18 protein-coding genes and 2 rRNA genes are annotated in these 19,141 nt (G+C 73.2%); 5 read left to right on the forward strand and 15 right to left on the reverse strand.

Annotation, left to right across the window (positions count from 1 at the left end):
• Together BM385_RS25880 and BM385_RS25885 are read left to right on the forward strand one after the other, a co-directional pair.
• On the forward strand, positions 1–495 hold a 495-nt coding region (locus BM385_RS25880; protein ID WP_175543115.1), incomplete at its 5' end, for a S8 family serine peptidase.
• 160 nt (positions 496–655) lie between these two features.
• Complete coding sequence (locus BM385_RS25885) at positions 656–1,891, forward strand: epoxide hydrolase family protein (RefSeq protein ID WP_093844549.1); 1,236 nt, start codon at positions 656–658, stop codon at positions 1,889–1,891.
• Positions 1,892–1,900: 9 nt separating this feature from the next.
• On the opposite strand, the gene BM385_RS25890 is transcribed toward BM385_RS25885, so the two are convergent.
• From BM385_RS25890 to BM385_RS25935, 10 genes are all read right to left on the reverse strand, one after another.
• The gene (locus BM385_RS25890) at positions 1,901–2,509 is read right to left on the reverse strand and encodes a DUF4232 domain-containing protein (RefSeq protein WP_019431872.1); all 609 of its coding nucleotides are present in this window, start codon (positions 2,507–2,509) and stop codon (positions 1,901–1,903) included.
• Positions 2,510–2,669: 160 nt separating this feature from the next.
• On the reverse strand, positions 2,670–3,971 hold the full coding sequence (locus BM385_RS25895) for an MFS transporter (protein ID WP_093844550.1): 1,302 nt from the start codon (positions 3,969–3,971) through the stop codon (positions 2,670–2,672).
• 128 nt (positions 3,972–4,099) lie between these two features.
• On the reverse strand, positions 4,100–5,122 hold the full coding sequence (locus BM385_RS25900; RefSeq protein ID WP_019431874.1) for a serine hydrolase domain-containing protein: 1,023 nt from the start codon (positions 5,120–5,122) through the stop codon (positions 4,100–4,102).
• Entirely contained in the window at positions 5,122–5,892 is a 771-nt protein-coding gene (locus BM385_RS25905) for an SDR family NAD(P)-dependent oxidoreductase (RefSeq protein ID WP_019431875.1), read from the reverse strand. The genes BM385_RS25900 and BM385_RS25905 overlap by 1 nt, the downstream gene beginning before the upstream one ends.
• Positions 5,893–5,927: 35 nt before the next feature.
• A complete protein-coding gene (gene hemB, locus BM385_RS25910) occupies positions 5,928–6,941 on the reverse strand; it encodes a porphobilinogen synthase (RefSeq protein WP_093844551.1) in 1,014 nt (337 codons plus the stop codon).
• On the reverse strand, positions 6,938–8,596 hold the full coding sequence (locus tag BM385_RS25915) for a bifunctional uroporphyrinogen-III C-methyltransferase/uroporphyrinogen-III synthase (RefSeq protein ID WP_019431877.1): 1,659 nt from the start codon (positions 8,594–8,596) through the stop codon (positions 6,938–6,940). The genes hemB and BM385_RS25915 overlap by 4 nt, the downstream gene beginning before the upstream one ends.
• Positions 8,593–9,579, reverse strand: a complete 987-nt coding sequence (gene hemC / locus BM385_RS25920) for a hydroxymethylbilane synthase (RefSeq protein ID WP_019431878.1) — start codon at positions 9,577–9,579, stop codon at positions 8,593–8,595. The genes BM385_RS25915 and hemC overlap by 4 nt, the downstream gene beginning before the upstream one ends.
• The gene (locus BM385_RS25925; RefSeq protein WP_019431879.1) at positions 9,576–11,261 is read right to left on the reverse strand and encodes a hypothetical protein; all 1,686 of its coding nucleotides are present in this window, start codon (positions 11,259–11,261) and stop codon (positions 9,576–9,578) included. The genes hemC and BM385_RS25925 overlap by 4 nt, the downstream gene beginning before the upstream one ends.
• Positions 11,258–12,055, reverse strand: a complete 798-nt coding sequence (locus BM385_RS25930; RefSeq protein ID WP_026047103.1) for a redox-sensing transcriptional repressor Rex — start codon at positions 12,053–12,055, stop codon at positions 11,258–11,260. The genes BM385_RS25925 and BM385_RS25930 overlap by 4 nt, the downstream gene beginning before the upstream one ends.
• 231 nt (positions 12,056–12,286) lie before the next feature.
• On the reverse strand, positions 12,287–12,574 hold the full coding sequence (locus BM385_RS25935; protein WP_026047104.1) for a glutaredoxin family protein: 288 nt from the start codon (positions 12,572–12,574) through the stop codon (positions 12,287–12,289).
• Between the two features lie 84 nt (positions 12,575–12,658).
• On the opposite strand from BM385_RS25935, the gene BM385_RS25940 reads away from it, so the two are divergent.
• The 3 genes from BM385_RS25940 (at position 12,659) to BM385_RS25950 (ending at position 16,305) form a co-directional block, all read left to right on the forward strand.
• Positions 12,659–13,642: an HAD family hydrolase gene (locus BM385_RS25940; RefSeq protein ID WP_254791742.1), complete on the forward strand. Its 984-nt coding sequence runs from the start codon at positions 12,659–12,661 to the stop codon at positions 13,640–13,642.
• 343 nt (positions 13,643–13,985) lie between these two features.
• Entirely contained in the window at positions 13,986–14,828 is an 843-nt protein-coding gene (locus tag BM385_RS25945) for an ECF subfamily RNA polymerase sigma factor, BldN family (protein ID WP_037755087.1), read from the forward strand.
• 235 nt (positions 14,829–15,063) lie between these two features.
• A complete protein-coding gene (locus BM385_RS25950) occupies positions 15,064–16,305 on the forward strand; it encodes a DUF5667 domain-containing protein (protein WP_019431884.1) in 1,242 nt (413 codons plus the stop codon).
• 166 nt (positions 16,306–16,471) lie between these two features.
• On the opposite strand, the gene BM385_RS25955 is transcribed toward BM385_RS25950, so the two are convergent.
• The 5 genes from BM385_RS25955 to BM385_RS25975 all read right to left on the reverse strand — a co-directional run.
• Entirely contained in the window at positions 16,472–16,570 is a 99-nt protein-coding gene (locus BM385_RS25955; RefSeq protein WP_003948845.1) for a 30S ribosomal protein bS22, read from the reverse strand.
• Positions 16,571–16,703: 133 nt separating this feature from the next.
• Positions 16,704–16,913 (reverse strand): helix-turn-helix domain-containing protein, encoded by a 210-nt coding sequence (locus BM385_RS25960; RefSeq protein WP_019431885.1) that lies wholly within the window; start codon positions 16,911–16,913, stop codon positions 16,704–16,706.
• 618 nt (positions 16,914–17,531) lie between these two features.
• A complete protein-coding gene (locus BM385_RS25965; RefSeq protein WP_019431886.1) occupies positions 17,532–18,686 on the reverse strand; it encodes an acetoin utilization protein AcuC in 1,155 nt (384 codons plus the stop codon).
• Between the two features lie 100 nt (positions 18,687–18,786).
• Positions 18,787–18,903, reverse strand: a 5S ribosomal RNA gene (gene rrf / locus BM385_RS25970).
• Between the two features lie 52 nt (positions 18,904–18,955).
• Positions 18,956–19,141: ribosomal RNA gene (locus tag BM385_RS25975) — 23S ribosomal RNA — on the reverse strand; the annotation flags it as partial.

The raw sequence follows: 19,141 nt of genomic DNA on the forward strand, positions 1-19,141 counted from the left end.
ATCGACTGGGTCACCGGCAACGCCTCCGGACCCTCCGTCGCCAACGTCAGCCTCGGCGGCGGCGCCGACACCACCCTCGACCAGGCCGTCCGCAACTCCATCGCGGCCGGGGTGACCTACGCGATCGCGGCGGGCAACAGCAACGCGAACGCTGCCAACTACTCGCCGGCCCGGGTCTCCGAGGCCATCACGGTGGGCGCCACCCAGAGCAACGACTCCCGCGCCAGCTACTCCAACTGGGGCGCGACGGTGGACATCTTCGCCCCGGGCACCAGCATCACGGCCGCCTGGCGCACCAGTGACACCGCCACCAACACCATCTCCGGCACCTCGATGGCGACCCCGCACGTCGCCGGTGTGGCCGCCCTCTACCTGGCCGACAACCCCGGTGCCACCCCGGCCCAGGTCTGGTCCGCGCTGGACTCCGCGTCCGTCACCGGCCAGGTCGGCAGCCCCGGCACCGGCTCCCCGAACAAGCTCCTCCAGGTCCCGTAAGCACCCTCCCGGGATCAGCGTTCACGTCTCTTCTCCGGTGCCCCGCCCGCCGCACGGCGAGCGGGGCACCGCCCGTGCTCCGTAAACTGGCCCGGCTCGCCGCCGTGTCCTCGGCCGGTCCGGCCGGGCCGTCAGCCGCAGCCCCGGGAGGAACCGCGCCATGACCCCCGCAGCCGCCTTTCCACTGGAACCCACCCCGATCCGGGTGCCCGACCAGGTGCTGGAGGACCTGCGGGCCCGGCTCGCCCTGACCCGTCCGCCACTGGACGAGGGGAACGAGGACTGGTCCTACGGCGTCCCGGCCGGGTACCTGCGGGAGCTGGTCGCCCACTGGCGGGACGGCTACGACTGGCGCGCGGCCGAGGCCGCCATCAACGCGTACGAGCACTACACGGTGCCCGTCGACGGCGTGCCGGTGCACTTCCTGCGCAAGCCGGGCACCGGCCCCGCCCCCGTACCGCTGATCCTCACCCACGGCTGGCCGTGGACGTTCTGGCACTGGTCGAAGGTCATCGACCGGCTCGCCGACCCGGCCGCCGACGGCGGCGACCCGGCCGACGCGTTCGAGGTGATCGTGCCCTCGCTGCCCGGCTTCGGCTTCCCCGGCCCGCTGACCGGCTTCCCGGACATCAACTTCTGGAAGGTGTCCGACCTCTGGCACATCCTCATGACCGAGACCCTGGGGTACGAGAAGTACGCGGCCGGCGGCTGCGACATCGGCGGCCTGGTCTCCAGCCAGCTCGGCCACAAGTACCCCGACGAGCTGTACGGCATCCACATCGGCTCCGGGCTGCCGCTCAGCTTCTTCAACGGCCCCCGCGCCTGGGACTTCGCCCGCAACAGCCCGCTGACCGACGACCAGCCCGCCGCCGTCCGCGCCCGCGTCGTGGAACTCGACCGCCGCTGGGCCCCGCACCTGGCCGTGCACATGCTGGACGGCGCGACCCTGGCCCACGGCCTCAGCGACTCACCCGCCGGGCTGCTGGCCTGGCTGCTGGAGCGCTGGAACGCCTGGAGCGACAACGGCGGCGACCTCGCCTCCGTCTTCACCCCGGACGAACTGCTCACCCACGCCACCATCTACTGGGTGAACAACTCCATCGCCACCTCGATGCGGTACTACGCCAACGCCAACCGCTACCCCTGGACCCCCGTCCACGACCGCACCCCGGTCGTCGAGGCACCGGTCGGCGTCACCCTCGTCGGCTACGAGAACCCGCCCGGGATCCACAGCGCAGAGGAGCGGGTGCGGGCGTTCGTGACCGGTCCGCAGTCCCGGTGGTTCCACCACGTCAATGTCACCGCCCACGACCGGGGCGGCCACTTCATCCCCTGGGAGAACCCGGACGCCTGGGTGGCGGACCTGCGGCGCACCTTTCGGGGCCGCAGGCCCTGACGGCGCGGGTCAGTAGGTGGTGGGCACGGCCAGCGCCGGGTCGGCGGTCCACTTGGTGGTGCCGGGCTCGTCCACCAGGACCGGCGCGTCCAGCGGCAGGCCGACCGGGTCGCTCGGGTCGTCGAGGATGCCGATGATCAGCTGCTCGTACTCGGCGCCGTGCTCGTCGCCGGTGGTCTTGGGCTGGATGCCGGCGTAGGCGACGGTGTCGCCGGAGAGCTGGATGTCCTCGGAGGCGCCCTGCTCGATCTGGAAGGCGTGGCTGTCCTCGGCGGAGCCGAACGCGGCGACCGGGTAGGTGCCGTACAGGTAGCAGGTGATGCCCTCGTTGGCCTGCGCGGTGACCAGCAGATAGCCGCCGGCCTGGCTCTCCTCGCTGACGGTGAAGGTCAGATCGGTGGTGCCGCAGACCTGCTCGACGGGGTTGCCCTCGCCGTCGCCCGAGCCCTCGGGTGCGGTGTCATCGGAGCCGGAGTCGCCGGCCCCGGCCGAGTCGGAGGTGTCCGCACCGCTGTCGACGACCTCGTCCTCACAGGCGGTGAGGGTGGCGGTCAGGGCCGCCGCGGCCGTGATGGCCAGGGCCAGGCGGGCGGTACGGGGGGCGCGGCGGGTACGCATGGAAGTCTCCGTTGCCGTGGGGGGTTTCGTGCGCTGTCCGGTCGGGACGCCACCACCCTAGGGGCGGAACGATCATCGACCGATCCCACGGATGTCCGGGTTCTGTCTCGGCGCCCCCTGCCCGGCGGCCCGGCGGCCGGGGCGGCCGGGCCGCCTACCGTCACGGCGCCGGCCGCCGCCCGCCGGCCGCCTCACCGGCCTCCGGGATGTCCTGCGCAGCGGTCTCCGGCACGGCCTGCGGTACGGCGGCGTCCCCGTCGCCCCCGGCCCGCTCGCCGTCCCGTGGCCCGGGACGGCTGCCGACCGCCGGGGCGAGGAAGATCGCCCCGATCACGCACACCAGCACCACGACCATGGCGCCGCGCAGCCCGTAGTGCTCGCCGAGGAAGCCGAGTCCGGGCGGCCCGACCAGGAAGGCGGTGTAGCCGATGATGGAGGCCAGGCTGACCCGGGCGGCCGGGTTGGGCCCGGACTCGCCGGCCGCCGAGAGCGCCAGCGGGAAGCCGAGCGAGGCGCCGAGCCCCCACAGCAGGACCGCGCAGCCCGCCAGCACCGGGTTGCCGGCGAAGATCACCAGGGCGAGCCCGGCGGCCCCCGAGACGGCGCTGGCCCGCATCACGGTGGCCCGGCCGAAGCGGTTGACCAGGACCGTGCCGCTGAACCGGCCGGTGGCCATGGCGGCGGCGAAGCCCGCGTACATCACCGAGCCGAGCGAGGCGTCCAGGCCGTGGCCGTCGACCATGAGCAGCGGCAGCCAGTCGTTGGCCGCGCCCTCCGCGAGCGCCATGGCCAGCACGACGCCGCCGATCAGCAGCAGCCGGGTGTCCCGCCACACCGGGCTCGCCGCGCCCGCCCCGCCGTCCGCCGTCCCGGGGCCGGCCGCCTCCCGCCGGCCGACGCCGGCCGGGATGCCGCCGAAGGCCCCGATGAGGATCACCGCGGCGACCGAGGCGACGGCCAGCAGGTGCCACTGCACCGGCAGCCGGGTGGCGGTGCAGACGATGCCGAGCGTGGCGCCGATCGCCGTGCCCAGGCTGAAGAAGCCGTGCAGCGCGGGCAGCACCGCCCGCCCCGTGATCCGTTCGATCTCGGCGCCCTCGACGTTCAGCGCCACCTCGCCGGAGCCCATCCCGGCCCCGAACAGCGCCAGCCCCAGGGTGACCACCGGCGCGGCCCCGGACAGGGTGCCCATGCCGATGGTGACCAGGCTCACCACCACCAGCACGGTGCCGAGGCCCACCACCGGCCGGGTACCGTACCGGGCCACCAGCGCCCCGGAGCTGAGGATGCCCAGCATGGAGCCGACCGAGAGGCCGAAGAGGATCAGCCCCATCTGCCCGGTCGAGGCGCCCAGCGCGTCCCGGATGTCGGGGGTGCGGGTCACCCACGAGGAGATCGACAGGCCGGGGAGGAGGAAGAGCAGGAAGAGAGACCGACGGCGGCGGCGCGTGGCGAGATCCACGGAAGGGGTCCTTAGCAATGAGTACGCGGCACGGTGGCCGGACCGGTCCGACCACCGAGTGTACGAATGTACACTCCCGGCCGCGCCGGCGAAATGGCCTTGTTCCGGCCGGAACCCGCACCCTGGGACTACAGCGCCGAGGCCACCGCCGCCCGCACCCCGGCCGCCTCCCGCTCCCGCCCCGGATGCACCCGGTTCGTCAGCAGCACCAGCACCGTGCCCGAGCGCCGGTCCACCACCACACTCGTCCCCGTGAACCCGCAGTGCCCGAATGTCTCCGGCGACGCCAGCGTCCCCATGTACGCCGGCCGGTCGCGCTCCCAGCCCGGCCACAGCGCCGCGTACTCCGGCGCCAGCACCCGCACACCCCCGTACCGGCCGCCGTCCAGCAGCACCTGCCCCAGCACCGCCACCTCCCGCGCCGTCGCGAAGATCCCCGCGTGCCCGGCCACCCCGCCCAGCAGGAACGCCTTCTCGTCGTGCACCTCGCCGCGCACCACCCCGCGCCCCGTCCACGGCTGGTACTCCGTCGCCGCGCAGCGCGCCGCCCGCCCCGGGTCTCGCCCGGGCCGGTACCCGGTGTCCACCAGCCCCAGCGGCCCGGTGAACCACCGCTCCAGCAGCACATCGAGCCCGGCACCCGCCGCCCGCTCCACCGCCACCCCGGCCGTGATCAGCCCCAGGTCCGAGTACCGCTGCCCCTGCCCCGGCGGATACTGGGGCGGCTGCCCCAGCGCCGCCGCCAGCCGCGCCGCCCGGGTCGGATACGGCGCCAGATCCAGATCGGCGGCCATCCCGCCGGTGTGCGCCAGCAGCTGACGCAGCGTCGCCCGCCCCGCCCCCGGCGCCACCTCCGGAACGTAACCCTCCACCGGCGCGTCCAGCTCCAGCAGCCCCTCCTGCGCCGCCCGCGCCACCAGCAGCCCCGTGTACAGCTTCGTCAGCGACGCCAGATCGAAGACCGTGTCCACCGTCATCGGCACCCGCCGCGCCTGCGGCAGCTCCACCACGCCGCCCGGCCCGGCGCCCCAGCCCACCGCCGTGCCCCCGGCCTCGGCCACCACCGTCTCGCCGCCGCGCACCACCCACAGCACGAACCCGGGACGCGCGCACCGACGCGCCACCGCCACCACCTCCGGCAGCGGTGCCATCAGCTCTCCCGGTGCACCTTCGTGTTGGACACCTGGGCGCGCGGCCTGACCACCAGCAGGTCCACGTTCACATGCTGCGGCCGGGTCACCGTCCACGCGATGGTGTCCGCCACGTCATCGGCGGTCAGCGGCTGCGCCACCCCCGCGTACACCTGCGCGGCCCGCTCGGGGTCCCCGCCGAACCGGTTCAGCGAGAACTCCTCCGTCGCCACCATGCCCGGCGCGATCTCGATCACCCGCACCGGCTCGCCCACCAGCTCCAGACGGAGCGTCTCGGTCAGCGCGTGCGTCCCGTGCTTGGCCGCCACATAGCCGCCACCGCCCTCGTACGTACCGTGCCCGGCCGTCGAGGACACCACCAGCACCGTGCCCGCGCCGCTCGCGATCAGCGCCGGCAGCAGCGCCTGCGTCATGTGCAGCACGCCCAGCACATTGACCTCGTACATCGCGCGCCAGTCGGCCGGATCGCCCTGCGCCACCGGGTCCAGGCCCAGCGCGCCGCCCGCGTTGTTGACCAGCACGTCCACCCGCTCCAGCGAGCCCGCGAACGCGTCCACCGCCGCCCGGTCCGTCACATCCAGCGGATACGCCACCGCCGCGTGCCCGGCCGCCGACAACTCCTCCGCCAGCGCCTCGATCCGCTCGGCCCGGCGCGCCGTCAGCACCACCCGGTACCCGGCCGCCGCCAGCCGCCGCGCCGCGGCGGCACCGATCCCGCTGCTGGCCCCGGTCACGACGGCCGTGGATCCCTGGGCGACGGTGCTGGTCATGGTGCCTCCTGCTGACGTCCTCGCGTGTGCTGCCCTCAGCCTGCCAGCCGCCGCGCCGCTTCGGTCGCCCAGTAGGTGAGAATCACATCGGCACCGGCCCGCTTGAACGCCATCAGCGTCTCGTCGATCGCGCGTTCCCGCTCGATCCAGCCGCGCTCCGCCGCCGCCTCGACCATCGCGTACTCACCGGAGATCTGGTACGCGGCCACCGGCACGTCCACCACCGCCGCCACCCGGGCCAGCACGTCCAGGTACGGCAGCCCGGGCTTGACCATCACCGCGTCCGCGCCCTCGGCCAGGTCCAGCGCCAGCTCGCGCAGCGCCTCCCGCCCGTTCGCCGGATCCTGCTGATACGTCTTGCGGTCCCCGCGCAGCGAGGAGTTCACCGCCTCGCGGAACGGCCCGTAGAACGCCGAGGCGTACTTCGCGGTGTACGCCAGCTGCGACACGTCGTGGTACCCGGCCGCGTCCAGCGCCGCCCGGATCACCCCGACCTGACCGTCCATCATCCCGGACGGGCCCAGCATGTGCGCGCCGGCCTCCGCCTGCGCCACCGCCATCTCGGCGTACCGGGCGAGCGTGGCGTCGTTGTCGACCCGGCCGTGCTCGTCCAGCACCCCGCAGTGCCCGTGATCGGTGAACTCGTCCAGACAGGTGTCCGCCATCACCACCAGGTCGTCGCCGACCTCGGCCCGCACCGCGCGCAGCGCCCGCTGGAGGATTCCGTCCGGGTCGGTGCCTTCCGAACCGACCGCGTCCTTGACCTCCGGCACCCCGAACAGCATGATCCCGCTGACCCCGGCCGCCGCCGCGTCGGCGGCGGCCTTCCGCAGCGAGTCCAGGGTGTGCTGCACCACGCCCGGCATCGACGAGATCGCCACCGGCTCCGCGATGCCCTCCCGGACGAACGCCGGCAGCACCAGATCGGCCGGCCGCAGCGTGTGCTCGGCCACCATGCGGCGCATCGCCGGGGTGGTCCGCAGTCGGCGCGGACGCACCGCCGGGAAGCCGCCGGATGCAGAACCGTATCCGCTCAACCGGTCGCTCATGACGTACGGGCCCTCCGTCGCTGCGGACGCTTCTCGCTCGGCCGCTTCAGCACCTCACCGGCCTCCAGGGCCGCCGCCCGGCGCTGCTCCCCGTACTGGGCCAGCGCCTCGGCCAGCGCGTGCACCGACGGCTCGGGCGCCAGTACGTCCACCCGCAGCCCGTGCTCCTGCGCGGTCTTCGCCGTCGCCGGGCCGATGCACGCGATCACCGTCACATTGTGCGGCTTGCCCGCGATCCCGACCAGGTTCCGCACCGTGGACGAGGAGGTGAACAGCACCGCGTCGAACCCGCCGCCCTTGATCGCCTCCCGGGTCTCGGCCGGCGGCGGCGAGGCGCGCACCGTCCGGTACGCCGTCACGTCGTCCACCTCCCAGCCCATCTCGACCAGGCCCGCCACCAGCGTCTCGGTGGCGATGTCGGCCCGCGGCAGGAACACCCGGTCGATCGGGTCGAACACCGGGTCGTACGGCGGCCAGTCCTCCAGCAGCCCGGCGGCCGACTGCTCGCCGCTGGGCACCAGGTCCGGGCGCACCCCGAAGTCGATCAGGGCCCGGGCGGTCTGCTCACCGACCGCAGCCACCTTGATCCCGGCGAACGCCCGCGCGTCAAGACCGTACTCCTCGAACTTCTCCCGGATCGCCCGCACCGCGTTCACCGAGGTGAACGCGATCCACTCGTAGCGCCCGGTCACCAGGCCCTTGACCGCCCGGTCCATCTGCTGCGGGGTACGCGGCGGCTCCACGGCGATCGTCGGCACCTCGCTGGGCACCGCGCCGTAGGACCGCAGCTGCTCCGAGAGCGAGGCCGCCTGCTCCTTCGTCCGCGGCACCAGCACCTTCCAGCCGAACAGCGGCTTGGACTCGAACCACGCCAGCTCATCGCGCCGGGCGTTCGCCCCGCGCTCGCCCACGACGGCTATCACCGGCCGGTCGCCCTCCGGCGAGGGCAGCACCTTCGCCGACTTCAGCGTCCGCTCCACCGTGCCCAGCGTCGCCGACCAGGTCCGCTGCCGGGTCGTGGTGCCCGCGATCGTCACCGACACCGGGGTGTCGGGCTTGCGGCCCGAGGAGATCAGCCGCGCGGCCGTGCCGGCCACCGTCTCCAGCACCGCCGACACCACCACCGTGGCGTCGCTCGCGCCGACCTCCGTCCAGCACCGCTCGTCGGCGGTCGCCGCGTCCACGAACCGCACATCGGTGCCCTCGGGATCACGCAGCGGCACCCCGGCGTACGCGGCCACGCCCACGGCGTGCGCGATGCCCGGCACCACCTCGAAGGTGATGCCCTCGGCGGCCAGCGCCAGCATGTCGGCGGTGGCGTCCGTGTCCATACCGGGGTCACCGGCGACCGCACGGACCACCCGCTTGCCGCTGCGCGCGGCCCGCATGACAAGATCGGCGGCATCACTCGCCGTGGTGGCGAGAGCGCCGTTCTGCAGCGGGGTGTCCGTCCCCGGCCGCAGATGCGCGCGCACCACGTCGTACGCCCGTGGCTCGGCGACCAGGACATCGGCCCGGGCGAGCGCCTCCACGGCGCGCAGGGTCAGCAGGCCCGGATCGCCCGGTCCGGCCCCGAGAAAGGTGACGTGCCCTTGGTACGGACCGGAGTGACCGGCCGGCTGGGCCGCCAGGATGCGTGCGGCGGTGGGGCTCAATGTGCTCGCTCCCCCATCAGACCGGCCGCGCCCTTGGCGAGCATCTCCCGGGCGAGTTCGGCACCCACACGTTCTGCGTGGGCCACCGCCTCGGCGGGCGACGCCGGTACGGGACCGGTGGTGGACAGCTGCACCAGCGAGGTGCCGTCGGTGGTGCCGACGACGCCGCGCAGGCGCATTTCGGTGACATCCCGCTCGTCCGTCCGCAGATCGGCCAGCGCACCCACGGGTGCGCTGCAACCGGCCTCCAGGACCGAGAGCAGGGTTCGCTCGGCGGTGACGGCGACCCGGGTGTGCGGGTCGTCCAGCTCCGCGAGCTGGGCGGCGAGCTCCGCGTCGGACGCGGCGCACTCCACCGCCAGTGCCCCCTGGCCGGGGGCGGGCAGGACTGTGTCGGGCGGCAGGAAGTCGGTGATCTCCGCTTCCCGCCCCAGTCGGTGCAATCCGGCGGAGGCGAGCACGACGGCATCGAGTTCGCCGCCACGCACGTACCCGATCCGGGTGTCGACATTCCCCCGGATCGCGACCGTGTCCAACTCGCAACCCAGCGAGCGGGCCCACGCCTGGAGCTGCGCCATCCGGCGCGGCGAGCCGGTACCGACCCGGGCGGTGCCGTTCTCCACCAGCAGCGCCTCGAAGGTCAGCCCGTCCCGGGCGACCAGCGCGTCGCGCACATCGGCCCGCACCGGGACGGCCGCCAGGGCCAGCTCGGGCGGCTGCGCGGTCGGCAGGTCCTTCAGCGAGTGGACGGCGAAGTCGATCTCCCCGGCCACCAGCGCGTCGCGCAGCGCCGACACGAAGACCCCGGTACCACCGATGGTGGCCAGCGCCTCCCGGGAGACATCACCGTAGGTGGTGATCTCCACCAGCTCCACCGGTCGCCCGGTGCGGGCTCGGACCTGGTCCGCGATCATCCCGGACTGCGCCATCGCGAGGGCGCTGCGCCGGGTGCCGAGCCGCAGGGCCCGGGTGGGGGTGGTCATGACCGCTCCTGTTCCGCGTTACGTCTGGTGCTGCCGGTGCCGCTGGTGGCGGCGGCCGGCTGCGGGTCGAGATCGAACAGCTCACGCAGCGCGGCGGCGTAGTCGGCGCCGCCGGGCTCCCCCGCCAGTTCCTTGACCCGGACGGTCGGCGCGTGCAGCAGCTTGTCCACCACGCGGCGCACCGCGTGGGTGACCTCCGCGCGTTCCTTCTCGCCGAGGCCCGGCAGCCGGCCGTGCAGCCGCGCCAGCTCGCTGGAGACCACGTCGGCGGCCATCGCGCGCAGGGCGACGACGGTCGGGGTGATGTAGGCGGCGCGCTGGGCGGCGCCGAAGTCGGCGACCTCCTCGGCGACGATGTCCCGCACGGCCTGCACATCGGCGGCCATCGGGGCGTCCGCCGAGGCGGCGGCCAGCGACTCGATGTCGACGAACCGCACCCCGGGCAGCCGGTGCACGGCGGCGTCGATGTCGCGCGGCATCGCCAGGTCGAGCAGCGCCGGCTCCCGCTGGTCCGCGCGCCGCTCGCGCAGCGCGCCCGCCACGGCCTGCGCGGTCAGCACCAGGCCGGTGGCGCCGGTGCACGAGATGACGAGATCGGCCAGGGCCAGCTCGGCGGTGATGGAGATGGCGTTGATGGGCACCGCCCGCGCGCGCGGCCCGCGCGCCGCGGCCCGCTCGGCGCAGCCGGACCCGACCGGGCACCCGGGGTCGCCGCAGTCCGCGCCGGCCCCCGGCTCCCCGGTGTGCTCGGGCGCGGGCGCCGCCGTCTGGGCGTCCAGCGAGGCGGCCAGCCGTTCGGCGCGCTCCAGCGTCCTGTTGGCGATCACCAGTTCGGCCACGCCGGCGCGCGCGAGGGTCGCCGCGGCCAGCGACGACATCGACCCGGCGCCGATCACCAGCGCCCGCAGCCCGCGCACCCACGACATGTCCGGCTGCCCGGCGTCCCCGGACGCCTGCGCCGGCACCACCGCGGGTGACCCGGGACCGGCCGCCGGGGCCAGTGCCTGGCCGGCGGATCTTGGCGGGCCCTCGACGCCGGCTACGGCCATCTGCTGCGTTGTCGCATCGTCCGAATACGACCCGGTATGAGGACGACGCTCCGCCTTGCAGCTGACCGCATCCGACGACGAGGGCTGATCCACCAAGACCCGCCGGCCAGGCCCTAGCTGCCCCAGGCCGAACGTCACCAGCGACTGCCCGGCCCGGTCGATACCGGTCTCGCTGTGCGCCCGCTTGCCGACCCGCAGCGCCCGCTGGAACAGCTCGTTCAGCTGCCGGCCCGCGCTCTGCTCGTCCTGCGCCAGGGCCAGCGCGTCCTTCAGCTGCCCCAGGATCTGGCCCTCGCCGACCACCATCGAGTCGAGCCCGCAGGCCACGGTGAACAGATGCGTGACGGCCTCGTCCCCGTACCGCGCGTAGAGGTACGGATCCAGCTCGTCGGGACCGACCCCGCCGTAGCGCGCCAGCATCCCGGACAGCTCGGCGATCCCCGCGTGGTACCGGTCCACGTCCGCGTACAGCTCGATCCGGTTGCACGTCGACAGCACCGCCGCCTCCAGCACCGGCTCGGCCGCCAGCAGCTCGTGCAGCAGCCCGGCACGCGCCCCGGGGGCGATCGCCGCCCGCTCCAGGACGCTCACCGGCGCGCTGCGGTGACTCACTCCGACCACGAGCAGCGTCATGCCGGCATCACCGCCGGGATGTCACCATCGGGCCCCGGGCCCTCGCCGCGCCGCGCGCCACCCGCGCCACCGCCCGTACCCCCGGCGGCCGGCGCCGGGCGCTCGGGCCCGCGCAGCCCGCGCGACAGCTCGTCGGCGGCCTTGCGCTGCTCGTGGAAGGCGAGGATCTGGAGCTCTATCGACAGATCCACCTTGCGCACGTCCACCCCCTCCGGCACCGAGAGCACCGTCGGGGAGAAGTTCAGGATGGAGGTGACCCCGGCCCCCACCAGCCGGTCGCACACCTGCTGCGCCGCGCCCGCCGGGGTGGTGATGACACCGATCGACACCCCGTTGGTGTGCACGATCGACTCCAGTTCGTCCACGTGCCGCACCCCGATGCCCGCGACCTGCTTGCCGGTCATCTTCGGGTCGGCGTCGATCAGCGCCGCGACCCGGAAGCCGCGCGAGGCGAAACCGCCGTAGTTGGCGAGCGCCGCGCCGAGATTACCGATGCCGACGATGACCACGGGCCAGTCCTGGGTGAGCCCGAGTTCGCGCGAGATCTGGTACACGAGATACTCGACGTCGTACCCCACGCCCCGGGTGCCGTAGCTGCCGAGGTAGGAGAAGTCCTTGCGCAGCTTCGCCGAGTTCACCCCGGCCGCGCCGGCCAGCTCCTCGGAGGAGACCGTCGGCACCGAGCGCTCGGAGAGCGCGGTCAGCGCTCGCAGATACAGCGGAAGCCGGGCGACAGTCGCCTCGGGGATTCCTCGGCTGCGCGTCGCCGGTCGGTGGTTTCGGCCAGTTGCCACGGTGCTCCTGCCGGTCGAGCCAAGCGGAGAGCGGTCGCGTACGGCGCACGCGCCGAGACCGCCCCGTCGCGCCAAGGCTATGCCTTTGTGAACGCGTGCACAAAGATGGTGTCCGCTTTGTCCGCCCAAAGTGACCGGTGCCACATACGCCAACAGGGACACCTGGTCACACTCCTCACGTATGTACACCGGAACGGAAAAAACGACCCCGCATGCTAAACCAAACCGGGCTCAAGCTCCCAACGCGCGGCGCAGCCGCCCGGCGTCCACCCGCCAGAAATCGTGCTGCTCACCGTCCACCAGCACCACCGGGATCTGCTCCCAGTACCGCCGGTACAGCTCCTCGTCCACGGTGATGTCCCGCTCCTCCCAGGCCGCCCCGGTCTCCGCGCACACCGCCGCCACCACCTCGCGGGCGGCGTCGCACAGATGACAGCCGGGTTTTCCGATCAGCGTGACCGTCCGCTCCCGGGGAGGACGGGGGGACGTGCGGGACGTACGGCGCAGCAGGGGTGTCATGCCGCCCATTGTGCCGCGCACGGCAATCCGGGCGACATGCCCGCGCCACCGGGACCCCGCGCGCGACTGGCTATCCTCGGTGCCATGGCAAGCTCGCCGCTGGACCAGCCCGCCGAGCGCGGAACCGTGGATCGCGAAGACCGGGCCACCGGCGCGGCCGGCCGGCTGGCGCGGCTGGCCCGGGGCCGCTGGCCGCGCCGTGCGAACGCGCCGACCCGGCGCAGTGAACTGGCGGGCGAGGCAGCCGCCGAAGCGGCCGACGAGACGGTGGCCGAGCCCGAGTTCCCGGTGCGCGGGGACGTACGGGCGGCGGCCTTCTTCGACCTCGACAACACGGTGATGCAGGGCGCGGCGCTCTTCCACTTCGGGCGCGGCCTGTACAAGCGGAAGTTCTTCAGCGGCAGGGACCTGGCCCGCTTCGCCTGGCAACAGGCGTACTTCCGGCTGGCCGGCGCGGAGAACGCCGGACACATGGCGGACGCCCGCGACAGCGCGCTCTCCATCGTCAAGGGCCACAAGGTGGCCGAGCTGGTGGCGATGGGCGAGGAGATCTACGACGAGTACATGGCCGGCCGCATCTGGCGCGGCACCCGGGCGCTGGCCCAGGCCCACCTGGACGCCGGACAGCGGGTGTGGCTGGTGACGGCGGCCCCGGTGGAGACGGCCACCATCATCGCCCGGCGGCTCGGGCTGACCGGCGCGCTGGGCACGGTGGCCGAGTCGGCCGGCGGCGTCTACACCGGCCGGCTGGTCGGTGAGCCGCTGCACGGCCCGGCCAAGGCGATGGCCGTCCGCGCCCTGGCGGAGCGCCAGGAGCTGGATCTGGAGCGCTGCGCGGCGTACAGCGATTCGGCGAACGACATCCCGATGTTGTCTCTTGTCGGTTATCCCTACGCGATCAATCCCGACAGCAGGTTGCGCGCGCACGCCCGCAAGCACGGCTGGCGGGTGCGCGACTACCGGACGGGCCGCAAGGCGGTACGGATCGGGGTGCCGGCCGCGGCGGGCGCCGGGGCGGTGGCGGGCGGCACAGTGGCCGCGCTGGCACTGCGGCGCCGACGGCGCTGACGGCTCCGTCCCCGGACGCGCCCCCGTGCGCCAGGCGCATTCCGGCCCTTTACCCCGGCCGCGTGCCGGCCAGTCGTCCGACCGGCCATCGGTCAGATTCGTTCATCCAGCGATCGGATCGAAGCATCGGCCGATCAGTTCTTCCATGGCGTTGGGTAGCGCGCCGACAACATCACGTAACTCTTCAAACCTAATCGGCGATTTTCGCAACTACGCGTAGCACGCCAAGTACGAAGCGTTATTCTCCTCAGACGCATTCCGGTCCCCAGGCGTCTCCCCCCAGGTGTCGGCTGACGGACCCCGCACCACTGCACGTGTCGGAAGCTCTGCCTCTGGGAGTCCCGTGTACCCACACGTCGGGGTTGACACCTCGGGCCTGGCTACGCTGCGCACGACGGTCTTCGGCCGACTGCGCGTCCTCGTCCCTCCCGCGTACGCCATGCCCGCCCTCACCGCCGCACCTGTCCCCGCCGGCCCCGCCTATGTCCTCGCCGATGGCACCGCCGGCACCACCTCCGCCTCAGCGACCCCCGTCCCCACCACCCCCACCAGCCCCGCGGCCACCCCCGCCGCCTCCCCCAGCACCGGCCGGCGCGTCCCGCGCGGCGGCGCCGCCCGCCGCCCCGCCGCCGACAGCGACAGCCGGCGCATGATGGACCTCGTCGAACGCGCCCAGGCCGGCGAGTCCGAGGCCTTCGGCAGCCTCTACGACCACTACTCCGACACCGTCTACCGGTACATCTACTACCGCGTCGGCGGCCGGGCCACGGCCGAGGACCTCACCAGCGAGACCTTCCTGCGCGCCCTGCGCCGCATCGGCACCTTCACCTGGCAGGGCCGCGACTTCGGCGCCTGGCTGGTCACCATCGCCCGCAACCTGGTCGCCGACCACTTCAAGTCGAGCCGCTTCCGGCTGGAGATCACCACCGGCGAGATGCTCGACGCCAACGAGGTCGAGCGCAGCCCCGAGGACTCCGTCCTGGAGAGCCTGTCCAACACCGCGCTGCTGGAGGCCGTCCGCAAGCTCAACCCCCAGCAGCAGGAGTGCGTCACCCTGCGCTTCCTCCAGGGCCTGTCGGTCGCCGAGACCGCCCGCGTCATGGGCAAGAACGAAGGGGCCATCAAAACGCTGCAATACCGCGCGGTGCGCACCCTCGCCCGGCTCCTGCCGGACGACGCCAGGTAGCGAACCGCCCCCGCGCCCGGCCCCGTTGGGCGCCGAACGTCACCAGTCAACGGCGAACAGTAACATTATCTTCCAGCCGTAACCCGAGTGCCCGTCCGCTCGTTGTCGAGTTCGCAGACTCCCTACAACCGGCACCGCCACCCCACTATCACTCGAACGGGTGATACCGGTGGCGACCGGCAACCATCCATCCGCACCGGGGAGTCGACCGTGCTGACGAGAGGAGGTGCCGCCCGTGATCGGATCCGTGCCAGCCGGCCGACGCGCCCAGGAATTCGCCCAGGCCGTCGAGGAGCCCCGGCCGGACGAGGCGGCCGCGGCGGGCGGGCCCGATGAGGCACCGCCGGCCGACAGGCCCGAGCAGGCCGCCCTGCTGTCCGTGGCGGACCGGCTGACCGCCCTGCCCCGGCCCGAGCTGAGCGCCGAGACCAAAACGGTGCAGCGCGCCCAGCTGATGGCCGCCATGGAAACCGCCTTCGCCGCCCGCCGCGGCGAGGACCGGGTCCCCGACCAGCCCGCCGCCGCCAGAACCGGCCGCGGCGCCCACCGCGCGCCACCGCTGAGCGCCCTCGGCCGGCTGCGCCCCCGCAGCCGGCTCACCAAGGGCCTCGCCGCCGGCGGCCTGTCCATGGGCGTGGCGGCGGGCGCGCTCGGCGGCGCCGCCGTCGCCAGCACCAACGCACTCCCCGGCGACACCCTCTACGGCCTCAAACGCGGCATGGAGGACCTGCGCCTCGACTTCGCCGACGGCGACACCGCCCGGGGCCAGCTCTACCTCGACCACGCCTCCACCCGGCTCCACGAGGCCCGCCGCCTCCTGGACCGCGGCCGGGCCGGCGACCTCGACCACGAGCAGCTGCACGAGATCCGCACCACCCTCAGCAGCATGGCCGACAACGCCTCCCAGGGACACCGGCTGCTCAGCCAGGTCTACGAGGCCGACGGCTCGCTCGACCCGCTCCAGACGCTGTCGTCCTTCGCCGAGGGCCACCGCGAGACCTGGGACCTGCTGCGCGGCAAGCTCCCCGCCCAGCTGTGGGACATCGGCGAGGAGGTGACCTCCGTCTTCGACGCGATGGACGACGAGATCATCCCGCTGCGCACCCTGCTCCCCCGGGAGCCGGAACACTCGGCCGCCGCCGACCCCGGCACCGGCGACGAGCAGCCGGACGCCCCCTCCGCCGCAGAGGCGCCCCGTACGCCCGACTCCGGCACCACCGAACCCCCCAGCGCCTCCGAGGACCCGGAGACCCCCGAGCACGGCCAGGAGAGCCCTTCCACGGCCGGCGAGGAGCCCCAGGGGCTGCTGGGCGGCACCGGACTGCTCAACCCGGCCGCCCCCACCCCGGGGACGGACGAGGACGGCGACGCGGCCACCGGCCCGCTCGGCCCGCTGCCCCAGCCGGATGTCACCATCCCGCCGCTGGTGCAGGACCTCCTGCCGGGCCTCGGTCTGGACGTGAAGAACGCCGAATAGCCCCGCGGGGACAACCCCGCCGGGAAACAGGCAGCACGAAACGGCCCGGCGGCCGGTGCACCGCACCGGCCGCCGGGCCGCCGCCGTATCGGGCGGCTCGCACGGACCGCGGCATGCGTCGGCCCTCCCATCCGTATGACGGGAGGGCCGGTTCAGCCGCGCTCGCTCACTTCTTGTTGCGGCGCTGCACGCGAGTGCGCTTCAGCAGCTTGCGGTGCTTCTTCTTCGCCATCCGCTTGCGCCGCTTCTTGATAACAGAGCCCACGACTTACCCTCGCTCACTTCGATGACTCGGTGCGGGGCGTCCGAGCCCACACGACCTACATGGGGGTCAGCCTACCGGTCACCGGGTGATACGGGTAAATCGAGGGCCTAGCGGGCCTTCTCCCGGCCCGCCATCAGGCGCTTTCCACTCCCACAAAGGATTCCCGCAGGTACTCGTGGACGGCCTGCTCGGGGACCCGGAAGGACCTTCCCACCCGGATCGCGGGCAGATGACCGGCGTGCACCAGGCGGTACACGGTCATCTTCGACACTCGCATCACCGCGGCGACCTCCGCCACGGTCAGGAACTTGGCCTCGCTCAGAAGCCTTTCACCAGCAGCCATGTCACACCTGACCTTCCGCACATGTCGGGCACCGGCTTCCCCTCCGGTGACTCCCTCTCGCAAGTGCGCTCCTCCCCAGATTAGGGGCGGGTGATGCGAGTGGGGAAGAGGTGCCTCAACCGGCCGTTTACCACCAAGCTGACAGAGAAGTCCGATTGCGCCGATAGCGCATCAGGGGCTCTCGGGCGCAAGCCGGGGCCACATCCGTGGAAGCCGGCCCCCTCCACCGGGGTCTCCCGGCCCGCCACCGGACCGCCCGCCCCCGTCCGGACCCACCCCGCACCCCTACCCCCGCACGCCCCGCACTCACCCGCCAACACCGCGTGTGGCCTGCGGGCTTGGGCCCCGCCCCGCCCCACGGGGCGGCCGGTACGGCGGGGAGCCGGAGCAGTTGTGTGCGCCGGGGGCGTGCTGGGGCGTGGGTGACAACCTGCCGTGCGCCCACCCGGAGTTCCCGCGCCCCGGGCCGGAGCGCGCGCGGTGGGCGTCGTATCCGCAAAGGGGGCGTTCGGTCGATGATCGGCCGCCGCACCGGGGGGAGCCGGACACCGCACCTCGTGCGGGAGGTACGGGATCAGCTGGCGTAGTACCGGGGCGGCGCGGGCCGCCGGCGGCCCGTCAGGGCAGCAGTCCGCGCAACGGGAACACCGCGCGCCGGGTGGCGAGCACGGCCTGGTCCACCGGGTCGGCCGGGTCGTAACCGCCCTCCCAGCCGGGCCACCGCGGGGTACGGCCGTCGGTCATCCGCCACGGCCCGCTCTCCCGGGTGAGCGCGTACGCGGTCTGCCGCCAGCTGTCGGGCAGCGCGGCGGCCGGCTCCAGCGGCGCGTGGGCGGCGATGGCGACGAGGTGTGTCCACAGCCTGGGGACGACGTCGACGACCGCGTACCCGCCCCCGCCGAGCGCCAGCCAGCGCCCGTCCGCGTACCGGTGCGCCCAGTCGTGGGCGGCTTCGATGCCGGCCCGCTGACCGTCGAGACTGAGCAGGAGATGCGCCTGGAGGTCCTCGAAGTGGGTGTCGGCGCCGTGCTGGCTCACCAGGACCTGCGGCCGGAAGTCGGCCAACAGCTCGGGGACGACGGCGTGCACGGCGCGCAGCCACCCGGCGTCCGAGGTCCCGGCGGGCAGCGCCACGTTGGCGGCGCTGCCGGGCGCCGCCTCGGCCTCCCCGGTCTCGTCGGGCCGGCCGGTGATGTGCGGGAAGAGGGTGCGCGGATGCTCGTGCACGGAGATCGTCAGCACCCGGGGGTCGTCCCAGAACGCCTCCTGCACGCCGTCGCCGTGGTGGACGTCCAGATCGAGGTAGGCGACGCGCTCCAGGCCGAGTTCGAGCAGCCGGGCGATGGCGATCGCCGGGTCGTTGTACACGCAGAACCCGGCCGCGGAGCCGGGCATGGCGTGGTGCAGCCCGCCGGTGAAGTTGACGGCGTGCTGGACGTCCCCGGTGTGCAGGGCCTCGGCGGCGGCCACGGAGAGCCCGGCGATGAGCGCGGCGGCCTCGTGCATGCCGGCGAACGCCGGGTTGTCCTCGGTCTCCAGGCCGTGCCACCGGTCGGTGTCGCGCGGATCGGCGGAGGCCCGCCGCACGGCGTCGATGTAGTCGGAGCGGTGGATGAGCCCGAGGGTGGACGCCCCGGCCGGCCGGGCTCCGGCGACGTCGAGGTGCCGGAGCAGCCCGAAGTCCTCGACCAGCCGCATGGTCAGCGCCAAGCGGACGGGATTCATGGGATGTTGGGGGCCGAAGTTGTACCGGGTCACCCCGTCGTCCCACATCAACCGTGTTCCGGCGCCTTGGTTCATGACTGCCACGGTAACCGAAAACGCAAGTGAGCCCTACCGGATATCCGGTAGGGCTCACTTGCTATCAATAATTGTTCGGCGGCGACCTACTCTCCCACACGGTCCCCCATGCAGTACCATCGGCGCTGGAAGGCTTAGCTTCCGGGTTCGGAATGTAACCGGGCGTTTCCCCTCCGCCATGACCACCGAAACACTAAATGGTTGTCATCGAAGAAAAAATTTCACAGTGGACGCGAGCATCTGAGGACAAGCCCTCGGCCTATTAGTACCAGTCAACTCCACCTCTCACAAGGCTTCCATATCTGGCCTATCAACCCTGTCGTCTACAGGGAGCCTTACCCCATCAAGTGGGTGGGAGCCCTCATCTCGAAGCAGGCTTCCCGCTTAGATGCTTTCAGCGGTTATCCCTCCCGAACGTAGCCAACCAG

The organism is Streptomyces harbinensis (assembly GCF_900116145.1).
Classification (GTDB): Bacteria; Actinomycetota; Actinomycetes; order Streptomycetales; family Streptomycetaceae; genus Streptomyces; species Streptomyces carpaticus.

Coding starts and splice junctions, on each gene's coding strand:
- BM385_RS25885 (WP_093844549.1), top strand. CDS start 656: ATGACCCCCGCAGCCGCCTTTCCACTGGAACCCACCCCGATCCGGGTG.
- BM385_RS25905 (WP_019431875.1), bottom strand. CDS start 5,892: ATGACCAGCACCGTCGCCCAGGGATCCACGGCCGTCGTGACCGGGGCC.
- BM385_RS25940 (WP_254791742.1), top strand. CDS start 12,659: ATGGCAAGCTCGCCGCTGGACCAGCCCGCCGAGCGCGGAACCGTGGAT.
- BM385_RS25925 (WP_019431879.1), bottom strand. CDS start 11,261: ATGACGCTGCTCGTGGTCGGAGTGAGTCACCGCAGCGCGCCGGTGAGC.
- BM385_RS25890 (WP_019431872.1), bottom strand. CDS start 2,509: ATGCGTACCCGCCGCGCCCCCCGTACCGCCCGCCTGGCCCTGGCCATC.
- BM385_RS25960 (WP_019431885.1), bottom strand. CDS start 16,913: ATGGCTGCTGGTGAAAGGCTTCTGAGCGAGGCCAAGTTCCTGACCGTG.
- BM385_RS25935 (WP_026047104.1), bottom strand. CDS start 12,574: ATGACACCCCTGCTGCGCCGTACGTCCCGCACGTCCCCCCGTCCTCCC.
- hemC (WP_019431878.1), bottom strand. CDS start 9,579: ATGACCACCCCCACCCGGGCCCTGCGGCTCGGCACCCGGCGCAGCGCC.
- BM385_RS25900 (WP_019431874.1), bottom strand. CDS start 5,122: ATGGCACCGCTGCCGGAGGTGGTGGCGGTGGCGCGTCGGTGCGCGCGT.
- hemB (WP_093844551.1), bottom strand. CDS start 6,941: ATGAGCGACCGGTTGAGCGGATACGGTTCTGCATCCGGCGGCTTCCCG.
- BM385_RS25965 (WP_019431886.1), bottom strand. CDS start 18,686: ATGTGGGACGACGGGGTGACCCGGTACAACTTCGGCCCCCAACATCCC.